Source organism: Streptomyces sp. NPDC057486 (assembly GCF_042802415.1).
Lineage (GTDB): Bacteria > Actinomycetota > Actinomycetes > Streptomycetales > Streptomycetaceae > Streptomyces > Streptomyces yanii.
In genome coordinates this window covers 43,869-59,878 of record NZ_JBHVEE010000055.1, presented here as the reverse complement: position 1 = coordinate 59,878, position 16,010 = coordinate 43,869, and the positions used below count along the sequence as shown (strand labels likewise).

Annotated in this window: 14 protein-coding genes; 4 read left to right on the top strand and 10 right to left on the bottom strand. The window is 71.9% G+C overall.

The genetic code is table 11. The features are described from left to right. Positions 1-54: 54 nt before the first annotated feature. The gene (locus ACFU6I_RS24845; protein ID WP_384370665.1) at positions 55-921 is read right to left on the bottom strand and encodes a DUF3017 domain-containing protein; all 867 of its coding nucleotides are present in this window, start codon (positions 919-921) and stop codon (positions 55-57) included. Positions 922-952: 31 nt separating this feature from the next. Next, entirely contained in the window at positions 953-1,831 is an 879-nt protein-coding gene (locus tag ACFU6I_RS24840; protein ID WP_376664082.1) for a bifunctional methylenetetrahydrofolate dehydrogenase/methenyltetrahydrofolate cyclohydrolase, read from the bottom strand. Between the two features lie 237 nt (positions 1,832-2,068). Here ACFU6I_RS24840 and ACFU6I_RS24835 point away from each other — a divergent pair, with 237 nt between their 5' ends. Together ACFU6I_RS24835 and ACFU6I_RS24830 are read left to right on the top strand one after the other, a co-directional pair. Further along, complete coding sequence (locus ACFU6I_RS24835) at positions 2,069-2,659, top strand: hypothetical protein (RefSeq protein ID WP_384370663.1); 591 nt, start codon at positions 2,069-2,071, stop codon at positions 2,657-2,659. 133 nt (positions 2,660-2,792) lie between these two features. Beyond that, a complete protein-coding gene (locus ACFU6I_RS24830) occupies positions 2,793-3,359 on the top strand; it encodes a hypothetical protein (protein WP_384370661.1) in 567 nt (188 codons plus the stop codon). Positions 3,360-3,599: 240 nt separating this feature from the next. On the opposite strand, the gene purH is transcribed toward ACFU6I_RS24830, so the two are convergent. After that, a complete protein-coding gene (gene purH, locus ACFU6I_RS24825; RefSeq protein ID WP_384370659.1) occupies positions 3,600-5,153 on the bottom strand; it encodes a bifunctional phosphoribosylaminoimidazolecarboxamide formyltransferase/IMP cyclohydrolase in 1,554 nt (517 codons plus the stop codon). Continuing rightward, on the bottom strand, positions 5,140-5,796 hold the full coding sequence (gene purN, locus ACFU6I_RS24820; RefSeq protein ID WP_384370657.1) for a phosphoribosylglycinamide formyltransferase: 657 nt from the start codon (positions 5,794-5,796) through the stop codon (positions 5,140-5,142). The genes purH and purN overlap by 14 nt, the downstream gene beginning before the upstream one ends. A 321-nt stretch (positions 5,797-6,117) precedes the next feature. Between purN and ACFU6I_RS24815 the strand changes: the two genes are divergently transcribed. Beyond that, positions 6,118-6,972 (top strand): hypothetical protein, encoded by an 855-nt coding sequence (locus ACFU6I_RS24815; RefSeq protein ID WP_384370655.1) that lies wholly within the window; start codon positions 6,118-6,120, stop codon positions 6,970-6,972. Here the strand turns inward: ACFU6I_RS24815 and ACFU6I_RS24810 are convergent. Next, complete coding sequence (locus ACFU6I_RS24810; RefSeq protein ID WP_384370671.1) at positions 6,962-8,647, bottom strand: DUF6350 family protein; 1,686 nt, start codon at positions 8,645-8,647, stop codon at positions 6,962-6,964. The genes ACFU6I_RS24815 and ACFU6I_RS24810 overlap by 11 nt on opposite strands. Positions 8,648-8,772: 125 nt before the next feature. On the opposite strand from ACFU6I_RS24810, the gene ACFU6I_RS24805 reads away from it, so the two are divergent. Next, positions 8,773-9,966: a helix-turn-helix domain-containing protein gene (locus ACFU6I_RS24805; protein WP_384370653.1), complete on the top strand. Its 1,194-nt coding sequence runs from the start codon at positions 8,773-8,775 to the stop codon at positions 9,964-9,966. Between the two features lie 77 nt (positions 9,967-10,043). Here ACFU6I_RS24805 and sucD read toward each other — a convergent pair whose 3' ends face one another. From sucD to ACFU6I_RS24780, 5 genes are all read right to left on the bottom strand, one after another. Further along, a complete protein-coding gene (sucD, locus tag ACFU6I_RS24800; protein WP_366695025.1) occupies positions 10,044-10,928 on the bottom strand; it encodes a succinate--CoA ligase subunit alpha in 885 nt (294 codons plus the stop codon). 21 nt (positions 10,929-10,949) lie between these two features. Next, complete coding sequence (gene sucC / locus ACFU6I_RS24795) at positions 10,950-12,131, bottom strand: ADP-forming succinate--CoA ligase subunit beta (protein WP_384370651.1); 1,182 nt, start codon at positions 12,129-12,131, stop codon at positions 10,950-10,952. Between the two features lie 362 nt (positions 12,132-12,493). Then, positions 12,494-13,630, bottom strand: coding sequence for a hypothetical protein (locus tag ACFU6I_RS24790; protein ID WP_384370649.1), 1,137 nt, complete (start codon positions 13,628-13,630; stop codon positions 12,494-12,496). A 106-nt stretch (positions 13,631-13,736) separates the two neighbouring features. After that, entirely contained in the window at positions 13,737-14,687 is a 951-nt protein-coding gene (locus tag ACFU6I_RS24785) for a hypothetical protein (protein WP_384370647.1), read from the bottom strand. Positions 14,688-14,791: 104 nt separating this feature from the next. After that, positions 14,792-15,934 (bottom strand): VWA domain-containing protein, encoded by a 1,143-nt coding sequence (locus tag ACFU6I_RS24780; protein WP_384370669.1) that lies wholly within the window; start codon positions 15,932-15,934, stop codon positions 14,792-14,794. Between the last annotated feature and the right edge of the window lie 76 nt (positions 15,935-16,010).

The following is a 16,010-nucleotide window of genomic DNA, read 5'->3' as shown; positions in this document are numbered from 1 at the left end:
CCTCGCACCTGTCGGGTGCGAGGGGGCCGCGGTGGGGCCGCACGGGCGGCGATGTCAGCGGATCGTGAACCGGACCGCGTGCTCCAGGAAGGGGATGTCGAGCCAGGGCTTGGGCTGCGCCACAAGTGCGAGCATCACGATCAGGACGCCCAGGAGTCCGTACGTCACCAGGTCCGTGAAGCGGGAACGGACCGCGAGCATGCCCACCGAGGGGACGACGCAGCGCAGCACGGCGCCCCCGACGAGGGCCGCGCCGATCAGTATCGTGCCGATCCGGAAGGCCTCGGCGAAGAGGTTCAGGGCGACGATCAGCAGTCCGATCCCGGACGTGCAGAGCACGGCCAGCAGCGGCCACTGCCGGGCCGGGGCGGGCGCGTCCCCGGACGCGGCCCGGCCGCCGCCCTCGGGGCGAGCGGTGTCCCGGGTGAACGACGGGAACCGTCGCGACCGGCGCGGGGCACCATCGGGCGCGGGGGCGGGGACGGCGTCGTCCGGGCCCCGGTCCGAGCCGTTGCCGTCGGATCCCCCGCCCTCGGCTCCGCTGTCCGGCTCGCCGCCGTCGGAGCCGCGCGCACCGCTGTCCGGGCCGCCGCCCGCGCCGGCATCCGCACCGCGAGCCACGTCGTCCCGCAAACCCGGGGCCGAGCCCGCGTCGGAGCCGGGAGCCGCGTCCGCTCCGGGCTCGGCTTCCGAGCCCGCATCGGCCCCGGAAGCCGAGCCCGCGTCCGCGCCGGGACCGTCCTCCGGCCCGGTTCCCGGGTCGTCGTCCCGCCGCACATCCGCACCCCGGGCCGGCCGGGCACGGTCGCCCGCTGCCGCCCCGCCGGAGGCCTCCACCGCAGTCACTCCCTCATCCGGCGGCGCCGGAATCGTCCGGTCCGCCGCGGCGGCCGGATCGGCCGGACTCGTACCAGCACCCATGGGGTTCCTTCCGGATCAGGTCAGCATCAGGTCAGCCGGCGGAGCCGGAAGACGCGGCAGCCGCATCGCGCTCGGCCGCCTCGACCACGTTGACGAGCAGCTGGGCGCGGGTCATCGGGCCCACACCGCCCGGGTTCGGGGAGATCCACGCGGCGACGTCGGCCACACCGGGGTGCACATCGCCGACGATCTTGCCGTGCTCGTCCCGGCTGACGCCGACGTCGAGCACGGCCGCGCCCGGCTTCACGTCCTCGGGCTTGATGATGTGCGGTACACCCGCGGCGGCGACGATGATGTCGGCCTGCTTGAGCTGGGCGGAGAGGTCACGCGTACCGGTGTGGCACTGGGTGACGGTGGCGTTCTCGGACTTCCGGGTCAGCAGCAGCGGGATCGAGCGGCCGATGGTGACACCGCGGCCGACGACCACGACGTGCGCGCCGTTGATCTCCACACCGTGGTGGCGGAGCAGCTGGACGACGCCCTGCGGGGTGCACGGCAGCGGACCCGTCTCGTTCAGTACGAGGCGGCCGAGGTTCATCGGGTGCAGACCGTCGGCGTCCTTGGCCGGATCCATCAGTTCCAGGACACGGTTGGTGTCGATGCCCTTGGGAAGGGGAAGCTGCACGATGTAACCCGTGCAGTCGGGGTTCGCGTTCAGTTCCCGTACGACGTCCTCGATCTCCTCCTGGGTGGCGGTGTCGGGGAGTTCGCGCTGGATCGAACCGATGCCGACCTGCGCGCAGTCGCGGTGCTTGCCGTTCACGTACCACCGGCTGCCCGGGTCGTCCCCGACGAGCAGGGTTCCCAGGCCAGGGGTGATGCCCTGCGCCTTGAGGGCCGCCACGCGGACGGTCAGATCGGACTTGATCGCGGCTGCGGTGGCCTTGCCATCGAGAATCTGGGCAGTCATGGTCCCATCCTCGCGGATGACCCCGCCCGCATACCAATTCTGGGTGTCGCCGGTTGCCATCAGGTTGCGCTTGCACAACACATACGGCTACTGGCTGGACAAAAAGACGATGTCAAGACCACGATGAGCCGCGCAGCACCGCGGGCAGTGTCGGGGGGACAGGCCGTTCTGATTGCGCACCGTTCCTCCGCGCGGACCGCGTCGTCCCCGCACATTTTTCGACGGAGGAAATTCGCCATGAGCAACGGCGACCCGAACAACCCCTATGGCCAGCCGCAGGGCGGGCAGCCGGGCTACGGCTACCCCCAGCAGGCCCCGCAGGGCGTGCCGCAGCAGGGTTACGGCTACCCGCAGGCCCCGCCCGTCCAGCCCGGTTACGGCTTCCCCGGTGTGCCCACCGAGATGCCGGGCGGCGTGAAGGCGGCCCGGGTCATGCTCTACGTGATCACTGGTCTGCAGGTCATCGGCGCGGTCATCTTCGCGATCGCCGCTGCGGCCGTGAACGCCGCCAAGAACGACTCGACGCTCAAGGACGACGTTCAGTTCCAGCAGCTTGCCGACTACTCCGGCAATGCCCTGTGGGGCGTCGTGGCCTTCGCAGTGCTGTGGGGCGTCCTTGCCGTATTCCTGGCCGTGAAGTTCGGCAAGGGGACCAACGGCATCCGCATCACGGCGATCATCTTCGGTGCGATCACCGCGATTCTCGGTATCTACCCGTTCGTCGTCTTCGGTCTCGTCCACACGGTTCTCGCCGTGCTGATCATCGTCTTCGTCGCGAGGGCCGACGGCAACGCCTGGTTCAACCGCCAGCGGCAGCCGCAGTACTGATCCGGCCGCGGGCCTGCCGGCCCGCCCTCGCAGCACCGCGGGCAGTGTCGGGGGACAGGTCGTTCTGATCGAGCACCATTCCTCCGCGCGGACCGCGTCGTCCCCGCACATTTTGCAACGGAGGGAATTCGCCATGAGCTTCGGCGACCCGAACAACCCCTATGGCCAGCCGCAGGGCGGGCAGCCGGGCTACGGCTACCCCCAGCAGACCCCGCAGGGCGTGCCGCAGCAGGGTTACGGCTACCCGCAGGCCCCGCCCGGTTACGGCTTCCCGGGTGCCCCGGTCGAGATGCCGGGCGGCGTGAAGGCAGCACGCGTGATGCTGTGGGTGGTTGCCGCCTTCCAGATCATCGCCGCCATCATCGCGTTCGCGGGCATGGGCGCCGTCTCCGACGCTGTCGGCAATGCCGGCACCACGGCGGCCGACACCGAGACGATCGAGAACTTCGGCAAGGGCATCCTGGCGTTCGTCGCCGTGCTCGCCCTGATCTTCGCCGGGCTCTCCGTCGCGCTGGCGCTCAAGATGAAGTCCGGCGGCAACGCCACCCGCGTCTGCGCCATCGTCTACGGCGCGTTCATCTGCCTCGGTGGCATCTTCCAGCTGCCGCTGGGCATCGTCAGCATCGCGCTCGGCGTTCTGATCATCGTCTTCGTGGCGAAGTCGGACGGCGCCGCCTGGTTCCAGCGCCCGCGCGCCTGAGCCGACCGACCGCTGCGGTCGACTCGGCGCACAGTGGCACATGGCCGAAGGCCGTAACCCGAGTGGGTTACGGCCTTCGGTCGTTTCTGCGCCCCCGACCGGCGCCCCGTGGCGTACGGGCCCCGCCGGACGGTTCACACCGTCGGCCCGACCCCCGCCGCAGGCGCCTCTTCGCCGGGGCAGCGCGAAGAGCGGCGCCCGGAGACCTGCTCCGGGAGACGCCCTCGGCGTTCGGGCCGCTCAGTGGAAGAAGTGCCGCGTACCCGTGAAGTACATCGTCACGCCCGCCTTCCTCGCGGCCTCGACGACCAGCTCGTCACGGACCGAACCGCCGGGCTGGGCCACGGCCTTGATGCCGGCCGCGGTGAGGATCTCCAGGCCGTCCGGGAACGGGAAGAACGCGTCCGAGGCGGCGTACGCGCCGCGCGCCCGCTCCTCGCCCGCCCGCTCGACGGCGAGCTTCGCGGAGTCGACGCGGTTGACCTGACCCATGCCGACGCCGACCGAGGCGCCGCCCTTGGCGAGCAGGATGGCGTTGGACTTGACCGCGCGGCAGGCCTTCCAGGCGAAGGCGAGCTCGGCGAGCTCGTCCGCGGAGAGTGCCTCACCGGTGGCGAGGGTCCAGTTGGCCGGGTTGTCGCCGTCGGCCTGGAGCCGGTCGGTGACCTGGAGCAGCGCGCCGCCGTCGATCGGCTTGACCTCGACCTCGGAGCTCGGGGCGTCGGGGCAGCGCAGCACGCGGATGTTCTTCTTGCGGGTGAGGATCTCGACCGCGCCGTCCTCGTACGCCGGGGCGACGATGACCTCGGTGAAGATCTCCGCGACCTGCTCGGCCATGGCGACGGTCACCGGACGGTTGACGGCGATGACGCCGCCGAAGGCCGACAGCGGGTCGCAGGCGTGCGCGTTGCGGTGCGCCTCGGCGACGTCGTCGGCGATCGCGATGCCGCACGGGTTGGCGTGCTTGATGATCGCGACGCACGGCTCGGCGTGGTCGTACGCGGCCCGGCGCGCGGCGTCGGTGTCCGTGTAGTTGTTGTACGACATCTCCTTGCCGTGCAGCTGCTCCGCCTCGGCCAGGCCGCCGGAGCCGGAGGTGTAGAGCGCGGCGGGCTGGTGCGGGTTCTCGCCGTACCGCAGGACGTTGCTGCGCCCGTACGTCGTACCGAAGAAGTCGGGGAAGCCCGAGTCGTCGGCGGCGGCGTAGTCGTCCGCGAACCAGGAGGCGACGGCCACGTCGTACGCGGCGGTGTGCTGGAACGCCTCGGCGGCCAGCCGCTTGCGCGTGGCCAGGTCGAAGCCGCCCGCCCCGACCGCGGCAAGCACGTCGGCGTACCGCTCGGGGCTGGTGACGACGGCCACGGACGGGTGGTTCTTGGCGGCGGCGCGAACCATCGACGGGCCGCCGATGTCGATCTGCTCCACGCACTCGTCGGCGGAGGCACCGGAGGCGACGGTCTCCTTGAACGGGTACAGGTTGACGACGACGAGGTCGAAGGGCTCGACACCCAGCTCGGCGAGCTGCTCGCGGTGGGCGTCCAGGCGCAGGTCGGCGAGGATGCCGGCGTGGACGCGCGGGTGCAGCGTCTTCACGCGGCCATCGAGGCACTCGGGGAAGCCGGTGAGCTCCTCGACCTTGGTGACCGGCACACCGGCAGCGGCGATCTTCCCGGCGGTCGAACCGGTGGAGACGAGCTCGACGCCCGCCTCGTGCAGACCGCGGGCGAGGTCTTCGAGCCCCGTCTTGTCGTAGACACTGACCAGGGCGCGGCGGATGGGCTTATTCACCGACATGACCGAGATGAACCTTTCGTCCCTCAATGCGATAGCCGTTACGGGCGAGCCGCCCCACGACCTCGACGAGCAGCTTGCGCTCGACTTCCTTGATGCGTTCGTGGAGAGCGGCTTCGCCCTCCGGCGTGTCCTCTTCGGTCACTTCGACCACGCCCTGCGCGATGATCGGACCGGTGTCGACGCCGTCGTCGACGAAGTGGACGGTGCACCCGGTGACCTTCGCGCCGTACGCGAGGGCGTCACGCACCCCGTGGGCACCGGGAAAGCTGGGGAGCAGGGCGGGGTGGGTGTTGACGAACCGGCCACCGAACTCGGCGAGGAACCGCTTGCCCACGATCTTCATGAAGCCCGCGGACACCACGAGGTCCGGGTGGTGCGCCGCGGTGGCCGCGGCGAGCGCCGCGTCCCACTCCTCGCGGGTGCCGTAGTCCTTGACCCTGCAGACGAACGTCGGCAGCCCGGCGAGTTCCGCCCGCTCCAGACCGACGATGTTGTCGCGGTCGGCGCCGACCGCGACGACCTGGGCTCCGAAGCCCGCAGGGTCGTCACCGATCGCGTCGAGCAGGGCCTGGAGGTTCGTACCCGAGCCGGAGACCAGCACGACCAGGCGGGCCGGGGCGGCGGAGGAGGGCGGGGAGGCCACGGCTGGGCCCTTTCTCGCGTGGTGAAGCCTCGCGCGGTGAAGCAGAGCGACGCTATTTGTACGGTCGTACGAAAGAATCGCGCCCCTCAATACGGGGAACTCTACGAAGGAGTCGACCGTCAGCAACGATACCGGCACATCGGGGGACCCCCACGGGACGGGGGTGAGGGGCCGGACCGAAGCGAGGAAGGACATCCGGGCGGAAGGCGCGGGCCACCGCCGCGCTCCCAGCTTTCGGCCCCTGACGGCCGGGAGGTAGCGTCAGGGGACAGCGAACCGTCCACAGGGCGGAAATGACGAGATGGGGAAGACGTTCACCATATGCCGGACCGACGCCGCCGCACCGCCTTCCGCCTCCCGCTGCCCGAGCGGTCCTCGGTGCTGCTGAGGGAACGCCGGCCCCCCACGGGCCCCTCCTCTTCCCCGGACAAGGACGACAACCCGTTCGCCGCACCGCCGGAGAACCGCCCCGACCAGCCGTGGCAGCCCCGCCACCCGTCGAACGGCGGGACCGACGGGGACGGGAGCGGAAACGGCGACGGGGCACCCGAGGGAGGCTCCTCCGACGACCGCCCCGTCTGGGGCAGTCAGTGGAGCAGCCACCAGCCGGGACGCCAGAGCGGCGGCTTCGGCGGCCGTCCCGGCGGACCGAGCGGCCCGGGTGGACAGGGCGGACCCGAGAACACTCCCGGCGGACTGCGCTGGGACCCGACCGACCCCGCCCAGCGCCGCGCCCGCTACGCGCTGCTCTCCGGCATGTGGGCCTTCTTCTTCGCGATCTTCGATTTCCCGGAGATCGCCCTGCTGCTCGGCGCGCTGGCCGTGTACTGGTCGATCAGCTCACTGCGCGCCAAGCCCAGGAGCGCGACGGCGACGGACAGCGCGGCCGGCGCCGCCGGTTCCTCCGGTACGGGCTCCGCTCCGGCGGGCGCCCCTGCCTCCGGACCCGGTGCGCCGTACGCGCAGAACCAGGGCAGGCCGCAGACGACAGCCGCGGTCAGCGGGCTCGTCACGGCGCTGCTGGCCCTGTCGATCGTCGCGATGACGTTCACGGTGCAGCTGGTCTACCGCGACTACTACACCTGCGTGAACGACGCGCTCACCAAGTCCGGACAGCTGGCCTGCAACGATCTCCTGCCGAAGCCGCTGGAACCGTTCTTCGGCGTCAAGAACTAGCGTTTTCTCCCGGCCCACTCGTCGGCCCGGCCTCCGGAGGCCGGGCCGATGGCGTTTCCGGCTCCGTGAGGAGCGTGTCCCAAGGGAGATCCTCAACCGCTCCCCCCTGCCACGGACCGGTCGGCAGGAAGTCGTACGCGTCCCGGCCCGCGTGTTCCTCCTCGCGGGACGCGGAGGCGGGTACGGAGGCGGCCGCAGGCGCGGTCACGGACGGCCGTACGGAGCCTGCGCCGGCCACAGGTCCGGTTCCGGGCGCCGTGCCGGCGGCCGCGTCCTCGCCCCCGGGCCCGCGCCGCAGGCGCCACCACCGGCGCCGCTCCTCGCTCGGCCGCCCGGGCGCCTCCGCATCGGCCACCCCAGGTGTCACGGGGCTCACCGCTTTCTCCGTCGCCTCGGCGCGCTCCCCCTCACTGCCGGGCTCCCGCAGCCGCCACGCCCTCAGCAGCAGCGCCCCCGGCACACCGAGCAGGGCCGTCCACGCCACCGCGGCCGCCCCGGTCAGCCACCACACCGGGCCGAACTCCGCCAGCGCACCGGTCCCCAGCGGACCGCCCGCCGCCGCGGCCAGCACCGCCGTACACACGCCACATCCCAGCGCAGCCAGGGCAGCCGTCAGCGCGGTCCCCCGCAGGCCCCATGCCGACTCCCCGACGCCACGGGCGGGCGCCGCCCTCCGCACCGTGAACCAGGCGATCGTCACCCCGGCCGCGACCGGTACCGCCGCGGCCGCCCAGTTCGGAGCCGTTCCGGTTCCGTGGGCGGGGACCGCCGCCAGCAGCGGAAAATCCGGCAGGGCCGGCCGCCCGGTGAAGGCGAGCGGGGTGACCGTGGACGCCGTACCGAGGGCGAATCCCGGCCCCATCCCGTACGCGGCACCCCACATCGCCGCATCCGGCACGAGCACCAGCGCCAGCAGCAGGACCGCGGCCCGGCCCGCCCAGTCGCCGGAGAGCCCCAGGAACGAGTCCTGCACCGCCTGCTCATGCCACACCAGGGCCACCGCGACGAGCAGCGCCCCACCACCCAGCAGCACCGCAGTCCCGGCCACCGCCGACCGGAGCACCGCGTCCGCCCGCTCCACGAACCGGGACCGTGCCAGCGCCTCGCGCACCCGCACCGGCGCCCAGGCCGGCGGCGGCCCGATCGGGCGCCCGGCCGCTGCCCACACCCCGGCGGCCGCCCCACCCCCCACCACGAGGGCCATCGGGAACAGGAGCGAGCCCGGCCGCGCGAACATCGGTCCGCCCTTCGCATAGAGGGCGACCGCCACCGCGACCAGCAGGTATCCGGCCGTCACCAGGCAGAAGGCGCTCGCGCCCGACGGCGGGGTGCGCCCCTCGTCCGGCTCCATCACGTCGCGGGCGGCCCGGTGCACCAGCCACACCAGCACTCCGGTGAGCAGCAGCGGGACGATGCCGACGGGGGCGGGCGCGCCGCTGAGGGTGTCGGTCCTGACGAGTACCGCGCCGTGCGCCAGCAGCCAGATCCCGGCCGCCGTGTGGAGGGCCCCGCCGGGGCCGCTGTCGGGGGCCGGGGAGCTGATCCACACGGCCAGGGCGAGGACGGTGAGCGAGCCGAGTCCGAGCCCCGCGGCAAGCCCCCCCCGAACAAGGGCGGATGCCAGTACGGCGGTCCTTCCCTGCTCTGCCGAGAACGACGGGGTGCGTTCGGTCATGTGGATCACACGGCAATGCTCCCAACGACACGCACTTAATCCATGTAACGGGCGATTAGCCGCTGTGTCGCCCAATATACGGTTATGTACATTTCCATCCCATGGAGGCCTGCCGGGGGTTCCTCATGACTCGGAGCGCCACCGACACGGCCGGCTCCTCCCCCCTGCCCTCCCCCGAGGAGCGACGCCGGCTGCGTGAGGAGAAGTCGCTGAGCGAGGAGCAGGTCGCTGCGGCCCTGGGCGTCACCCCGGCCACGGTCCGGGCCTGGGAGTCGGGCCGCGCCAGCCCTCGGGGGCGGAAGCGCGAGGCGTACGCGAAGCTGATCGGCTCGGCCTGCACGGGCGGCACCGGGGCACGGGGCGCATCGGAAAGCGCCCCCCAGGGCGCCCACGACGAGCGGGCGGATCGGACGGAGCCGTCGTCGTCCCCGGCAGCGGCACCGGCCGAAGCGGCGCGGGCGGACGAGCCGACGGCCACCGACCGGCCGGACGCCCCCGTAGCCGCGCTCACACCCGCGGAGGCATTCGACGCCCTGTACACGAGGAACGCCGCCGCCCTCTTCCGCCAGACGTTCCTGCTGACCGGGCGCCGGAGCCTCTCCAGGGAGGCCGTCGAGCGGGCCTTCGAGCAGGCCTGGCAGCGCTGGCCCGAGGTCGCGGTGGACCGGGACCCCGCGGGCTGGGTACGGGCAGCCGCATACGAGTACGCCGTGTCGCCCTGGCACCGGCTGCGCCGGGCGCACCGCCACCCCGACCCGCCGCCCGCCGCCCCCGACGCGCGGGCCCTGCTCGACGCACTGCTCGACCTGCCGCCGTCCTACCGTCGCACCCTCCTGCTCTACGACGGTGTCGGCCTGGACCTGCCGGAGACCGCCGCGGAGACGGAGGCAAGCACACCGGCGACTGCAAGCCGGCTGATGAACGCGCGTGCCGCGGTGGCAGAGCAGGTGCCCGAGCTGGCGGAACCCTCGTCGCCCACCGGGCAGTCGGCGTTGCTGCACGAGCAGCTGGGCGCGCTCGCCCTCACTCAGCCGGTGGCCGCGATGCCCGCGGCCCGTGCGATCCGTGACGGCAGTGAGCACAAGGCCAGACTCTGGACGCGGGCAGCCATCGCCCTGACGGCTCTGATCGTCGGGATCGCGCTGATCACCACGGTGACGTCTCCGGTGCAGTACGCGAATCCGCCCGCCGAGCAGGTCGGTGGTGCGTCTCCCCACGGCGGTCCCCAGAAGCTGACCCCACAGGACCTGGAGCTGCAGAAGAAGCTCCGCGAAGAGCTCGTCCGTGGCCCGGCGCGACTGGTACCGGACCTGAGGTGACCTCCGGCGCGTTCCGGCCCACGCACAGGCGCTCCGGCCCGCGCCGTCTGTGCGGAGGCAGTCCCGCGAAGAGGTGATCAGGCGCCGAGGATCTCGCGCGCCAGCTTGGCGGTCTCGGTCGGCGTCTTGCCGACCTTGACGCCGGCGGCCTCGAGGGCCTCCTTCTTCGCCTGGGCGGTGCCGGAGGAGCCGGAGACGATGGCGCCCGCGTGGCCCATGGTCTTGCCCTCGGGGGCGGTGAAGCCCGCGACGTAACCGACGACCGGCTTGGTGACGTTCTTCGCGATGAAGTCCGCCGCACGCTCCTCGGCGTCGCCGCCGATCTCGCCGATCATGACGATCAGGTCGGTCTCGGGGTCGGCCTCGAACGCCGCGAGGGCGTCGATGTGCGTCGTACCGATGATCGGGTCGCCACCGATGCCGACGGCGGACGAGAAGCCGATGTCACGGAGCTCGTACATCATCTGGTAGGTCAGCGTGCCGGACTTCGACACGAGACCGATGCGGCCGGGCTTGGTGATGTCGCCCGGGATGATGCCGGCGTTGGACTGGCCGGGGGTGATCAGGCCGGGGCAGTTCGGGCCGATGATCCGGGTCTTGTTGCCCTTCGAACCGGCGTACGCCCAGAAGGCGGCCGAGTCGTGGACGGCGATGCCCTCGGTGATCACGACAGCGAGGGGGATCTCGGCGTCGATCGCCTCGACGACGGCGGCCTTCGCGAAGGCCGGCGGCACGAAGAGGACGGACACGTCTGCGCCGGTCTTCTCCATCGCCTCGGCGACGGAGCCGAAGACGGGAACCTCGGTGCCGTCGAAGTCGACGGTCGTGCCGGCCTTGCGCGGGTTAACGCCGCCGACGATGTTGGTGCCGTCGCCCAGCATGAGCTTGGTGTGCTTCATGCCGGTGGCACCGGTCATCCCCTGGACGATGACCTTGCTGTCCTTGGTGAGGAAGATAGCCATGGTGTTGGAGTCCCTCGTCCCTTACTTCGCAGCCGCGGCGAGCTCGGCGGCCTTGTCGGCCGCGCCGTCCATGGTGTCCACACGCTGCACCAGCGGGTGGTTGGCGTCGGAAAGGATCTTGCGACCCAGCTCCGCGTTGTTGCCGTCGAGGCGCACGACCAGCGGCTTGGCGACCTCTTCGCCCTTGCTCTTGAGCAGCGCAAGAGCCTGGACGATGCCGTTGGCGACCTCGTCGCACGCGGTGATGCCACCGAAGACGTTGACGAAGACGGACTTGACGTCCGGGTCGCCGAGGATGATCTCCAGGCCGTTCGCCATGACCTCTGCGGAGGCGCCGCCACCGATGTCGAGGAAGTTGGCGGGCTTCACGTTGCCGTGGTTCTCACCGGCGTACGCGACGACGTCCAGGGTCGACATGACCAGACCGGCACCGTTACCGATGATGCCGACCTCGCCGTCGAGCTTGACGTAGTTGAGGTTCTTGGCCTTGGCGGCAGCCTCGAGCGGGTTGGCTGCGTCCTTGTCCTCAAGGGCCTCGTGGCCGGGCTGACGGAAGTCGGCGTTCTCGTCGAGAGACACCTTGCCGTCGAGCGCCAGGACGTCGCCGGAGGCGACCTTGGCGAGCGGGTTGACCTCGACGAGGAGCGCGTCCTCGGCGACGAACGTCTCCCACAGCGTCACCATGACCTCGGCGACCTTCTCGGCCACCTCGGCCGGGAACTTCGCCTGGGCGACGATCTCGCGGGCCTTCTCGATCGTGACGCCGGTGTTGGAGTCGACCGGGACCTTGGCGAGGGCCTCGGGGGTCTTCTCCGCGACCTCCTCGATGTCCATGCCGCCCTGCACCGAGGCCATGGCCAGGAAGGTGCGGTTGGTGCGGTCGAGGAGGTACGAGACGTAGTACTCCTCAAGAATCTCCGGCGCGGTCTCGGCGATCATCACCTTGTGGACCGTGTGGCCCTTGATGTCCATGCCGAGAATGTCGGTCGCCCGGGCGACCGCCTCGTCGGGGGTGGCGGCCAGCTTGACGCCGCCGGCCTTGCCGCGGCCGCCGACCTTCACCTGCGCCTTGACGACGGACTTGCCGCCCAGCCGCTCGGTCGCCTCGCGGGCTGCCTCAGGCGTGTCAATGACTTCACCGGCCAGCACCGGTACACCGTGCTTGGCGAAGAGGTCCCTCGCCTGGTACTCGAACAGGTCCACGCGCGTCCGTCCCTTTTCAGTGGTCTCGCGGTTCGTTTTCAGCGTGGGCGTGCCGCGAGGGGCAACGTGACTGCTCGGTCACAAGGAAGGCGCACACGGTTACCGAGTACGCGGCATGTCCATCTCGCAGGTTATCCCCGAGCTCCGCATGACCCTAAATCGCAGATCACACCTGGGCGGTGATTACGGTCACAGATCGTGCCGGTGGCCGGGTCGCAGTGGACAGAACCGCACGGGCCGCGCCGGTGGTACGAGGACGGCCCGCGGCCGGGCGGCCCCACGGTCGGGACGCAGTGGTCCTGACGCGACGGGGAACCGCCCGGCCACGGGCCGGGAGCTGTACTTCGGCGTTCCGAGGGGGCTCAGATCCCCGGGGCCGGGTACTCCGGTGCGGTGAAGGCGGCCACCGCGTCGCGCAGATGGGCGGGAGCGACCGAGTCCAGACCCGCCGCTCCGTACGCCGCGTGCTCGACGGCCGGACGGGCGTCGCCGCCCGCCGTGCCGACGAGACCGGCCGCGAACGGCTGCACCTGTGCCCCGACACCCTGCGCCAGAGGCTTCACCCGGGCCGTGACGCCCTGGGCGAACGGGGTGACCGCGTTCCCGGTCAGCCCCTGGGCGAGCGGCTGCACCTCGGCGACGACTCCCCCGGCGAACGGCTGGACCGCACCGGTCACGCCGTCGGCCAGCGATGCGACCTCGGCCGTGACGCCGTGCACGAAGGGCAGGGCGTCCTGCGCGACGACACCATGGGCGAACGGCGAGACCTCGGAGACCACACCCTGGACGAGGGTGCCGACATCCCCGAGCGCCTGGTCGACGACCGGCAGCACCGCGGAGACGACGTCGACGACGACCGGCGGGAGCACGGAGTCGGAGGTCTGTCCGACAACCGGTCCGGCCTGCGCGACAGCGCCGTGCGCGGTGCTCTGTGCCGTGGCCACGGTGCCGGGGGCGGTGTTCTGCACGTAGCCGGGGATCTGCTCGATCGGACCGAAGAGGTAGTCGATCGGGGCGTCGGGGGCGGTCGGGATGTCGTACGTGGGGACGCCGTACGAGGAGACGTCGAACCCGGGAACGTCGTAGTCGGGGAGACCCTGCGGGTCCTGCGTCCCGTACGCACCGGACAGGCCGGACAGGTTCTGCACGCCCTGCGCGTCCGCGCCGCCGGTGGCACGGTCGGCGGTGCCCGTGACCGTGCCGGTGGCGTCGGCGACCTTCCCCTTGAGGCCGGTCACCTGCCCGGTCTGCCCGGCGGCCGCGGTGGCCTCGGAGACCGTGTCGCCGACAGCTGTCCTCGCCTCACCGGCCGTCGTCCGCACGGTGTCCTCGAGGCCCTCGACCCCATTGATCACGTCGGCCGCGTCGGCCGCGTGGTCGGGAGTGGACAGCGGGACGGAGACGGGCAGCTCGTCCGCGCTGGCTGCGGCGGTGCCGAGGGCCCACATCCCGGTGGCCGTGGCGGCGACAGCTATGGAACGGCGGATGTTCTTGTGCATGTGCGTCAGATCCTTCGAATGCGTTTCGACGGTCCGGAGTCGTCCGGACAGCGGGCAGACCTGTTCCGCCCCCGCGCGGCAGGTCGAGGCGGGGGAACGGCCTGCCCTAGCCGGGGAATTCGACGATCTCGCCGGATCTGTCACGCATCGGGGCGGCGGTGGCCGGAAGAGCAGCACCGCGTACGAGCCCGAAGGAAGCACCGCCCGCGAACGGGACGGCGTGCTGGTCGCCGCCGCGCGGCACATGCGTCACGGCGGTGGCGGTGCCACCGAAGCCGCCACAGGGGTCGGGCGGCACCTGCCCGGGCGCCGGCCGGTCCTGCGGCGCGGCGCCCCGTCGCTCCGTTTCCTTCACAGTCACGCCGCTCAGCAGGGCGGCGAAGCCCCGGCCCTGATCGGCCGCAACGGTGTACGCGCCGGCAGGACGAGGCGCGGGTGCGGCGTGGCGTGGGGCACCGCCCTCGGCAGAGCCGTGGGCGGGCGGCTCGGTGGGGGGATGGGGAGGCAGCAGTCCTGTCGACAGCGTCAACGGGTGCGGGAGCATCCCAACAGCCTGGCCGAGGGCCGTGGCGACGGCCTTTCCGACCAGTCGGCCGACCGGTCGGCCGAGGTCCTGGACCGTGGTCCGCGCCGCCCCGGCGACCGGCCGGAGGCCGGGAACGGTGTCGGAGCCCGCGGTGGCCTCAGAGGGAGCGGGTCGAGCAGTGGCGGTGCTGGCGGCCGCAGGCTCGGCGAGCCTTTCGGCGGCCGGCGCCCCCTCCGGCGGGGCGGCCGGAACGCGGGTCGCGACCGCGGCCGACGCCTCGGTGGCGTCCGTGGCCGGTTCGGCGTCCGGAACCGCTGTCCGGCCGGCCATCGCATCGGCCCCGCGTGCAACCGCCTTCTCCACGAGGGCATGTGACGGAACGGGCACCTGCTCCGCGTGCGCCTCGGCCCCGAAGAGGACGCCGAGCGCCAGCAGTCCGCCCAGGAACAGCACCACCTGCAGCGTGCGCCGGCCGACCGGCCCGCGCACCGGGCGCGGGTCGGCGACTGGACGTACAGCTGCTGTGGTCACGTCGGAGTGAGCCCTCCCAGAATGGCGCGGACTGCGGAACGCAGTCCTCCGCGGGCGACGGGACGATGCTTGCACGACCCTCCCGGGTTGACGCAAGCCCCTAGTTACCGATGGGTCTCCTTGTCCGGTATGGGCAGTGGCCTCTTCTCCAGTGCCGCGGCCATCACCTCCGGAAAGAGGTCCGGGGTACACGCGAATGCCGGTGCTCCGAGCGCGCCGAGCGCCGCCGCATGCTCGCGGTCGTAGGCGGGCGCGCCCTCGTCGGACAGGGCGAGCAGCGTCACGAACTGCACGCCGGACGCCTTCATCGCGGCCACCCGCTTCAGCATTTCGTCGCGGATGCCGCCCTCGTAGAGGTCGCTGATGAGGACCACGACGGTGTCGGCGGGCCGGGTGATCTGGGACTGGCAGTAGGCGAGCGCCCGGTTGATGTCCGTGCCGCCACCGAGTTGGGTGCCGAAGAGGACGTCGACGGGGTCGTCGAGCTGCTCGGTGAGGTCGACGACAGCCGTGTCGAAGACGACGAGCCTGGTCCGCAATGTGCGCATGGAGGCGAGCACCGCGCCGAAGACGGAGGCGTAGACGACGGAGGCGGCCATCGACCCCGACTGGTCGATGCAGAGGACGACGTCCTTCTTCACCGCCTGCGCGGCACGCCCGTAGCCGATGAGCCGCTCGGGGACGACCGTGCCGGCCCCGTCCCCGCCGGGAAGCAGGAGGTAGTTCTTGAGATTGGCCCGGATGGTGCGGTCCCAGTCGATGTCGTGGTGACGCGGCCGGTTGATCTTCGCCGAGCGGTCGAGCGCGCCCGTCAGCGTGGCCCGCGTGCGGGTGGCGAGCCGCTTCTCCAGGTCGTCGACCACCTTGCGTACGACGGCTCGCGCCGTCTCCTTCGTCGTCTCCGGCATCGCCTTGTTGAGCGAGAGCAGTGTTCCGACCAGGTGGACGTCCGCCTCGACGGCCTCCAGCATCTCCGGCTCCAGCAGCAGCGCGGAGAGACCGAGCCGGTCGATCGCGTCGCGCTGCATGACCTGGACGACGGAGCTGGGGAAGTACGTGCGGATGTCGCCGAGCCAGCGGGCGACGGACGGGGCGGAGGCGCCGAGTCCGGCCGAGCGCTCGCTCCCGCCGCGGCTGCCGGGCCCGCCCCCGCCGCCGTACAGCGCGTTCAGCGCACCGTCCATCGCGGCGTCCTGTCCAGTCAGGGTGCACCCGGTGGACTCGGCGCTGTCCGCGCCCAGCACCATGCGCCACCGCCGGAGCCGTTCGTCGTCCGCAGCACCCCGCCCGACGGCTCCCCGCCGCTCCGCGTCCGTGCCGGAT

Coding starts and splice junctions, on each gene's coding strand:
- ACFU6I_RS24835 (WP_384370663.1), top strand. CDS start 2,069: ATGAGCAACGGCGACCCGAACAACCCCTATGGCCAGCCGCAGGGCGGG.
- ACFU6I_RS24790 (WP_384370649.1), bottom strand. CDS start 13,630: ATGCACAAGAACATCCGCCGTTCCATAGCTGTCGCCGCCACGGCCACC.
- purH (WP_384370659.1), bottom strand. CDS start 5,153: ATGTCGGTGAATAAGCCCATCCGCCGCGCCCTGGTCAGTGTCTACGAC.
- ACFU6I_RS24780 (WP_384370669.1), bottom strand. CDS start 15,934: ATGGTGCTGGGCGCGGACAGCGCCGAGTCCACCGGGTGCACCCTGACT.
- ACFU6I_RS24845 (WP_384370665.1), bottom strand. CDS start 921: ATGGGTGCTGGTACGAGTCCGGCCGATCCGGCCGCCGCGGCGGACCGG.
- ACFU6I_RS24810 (WP_384370671.1), bottom strand. CDS start 8,647: ATGACCGAACGCACCCCGTCGTTCTCGGCAGAGCAGGGAAGGACCGCC.
- ACFU6I_RS24815 (WP_384370655.1), top strand. CDS start 6,118: ATGCCGGACCGACGCCGCCGCACCGCCTTCCGCCTCCCGCTGCCCGAG.
- ACFU6I_RS24830 (WP_384370661.1), top strand. CDS start 2,793: ATGAGCTTCGGCGACCCGAACAACCCCTATGGCCAGCCGCAGGGCGGG.
- sucD (WP_366695025.1), bottom strand. CDS start 10,928: ATGGCTATCTTCCTCACCAAGGACAGCAAGGTCATCGTCCAGGGGATG.
- ACFU6I_RS24805 (WP_384370653.1), top strand. CDS start 8,773: ATGACTCGGAGCGCCACCGACACGGCCGGCTCCTCCCCCCTGCCCTCC.
- ACFU6I_RS24840 (WP_376664082.1), bottom strand. CDS start 1,831: ATGACTGCCCAGATTCTCGATGGCAAGGCCACCGCAGCCGCGATCAAG.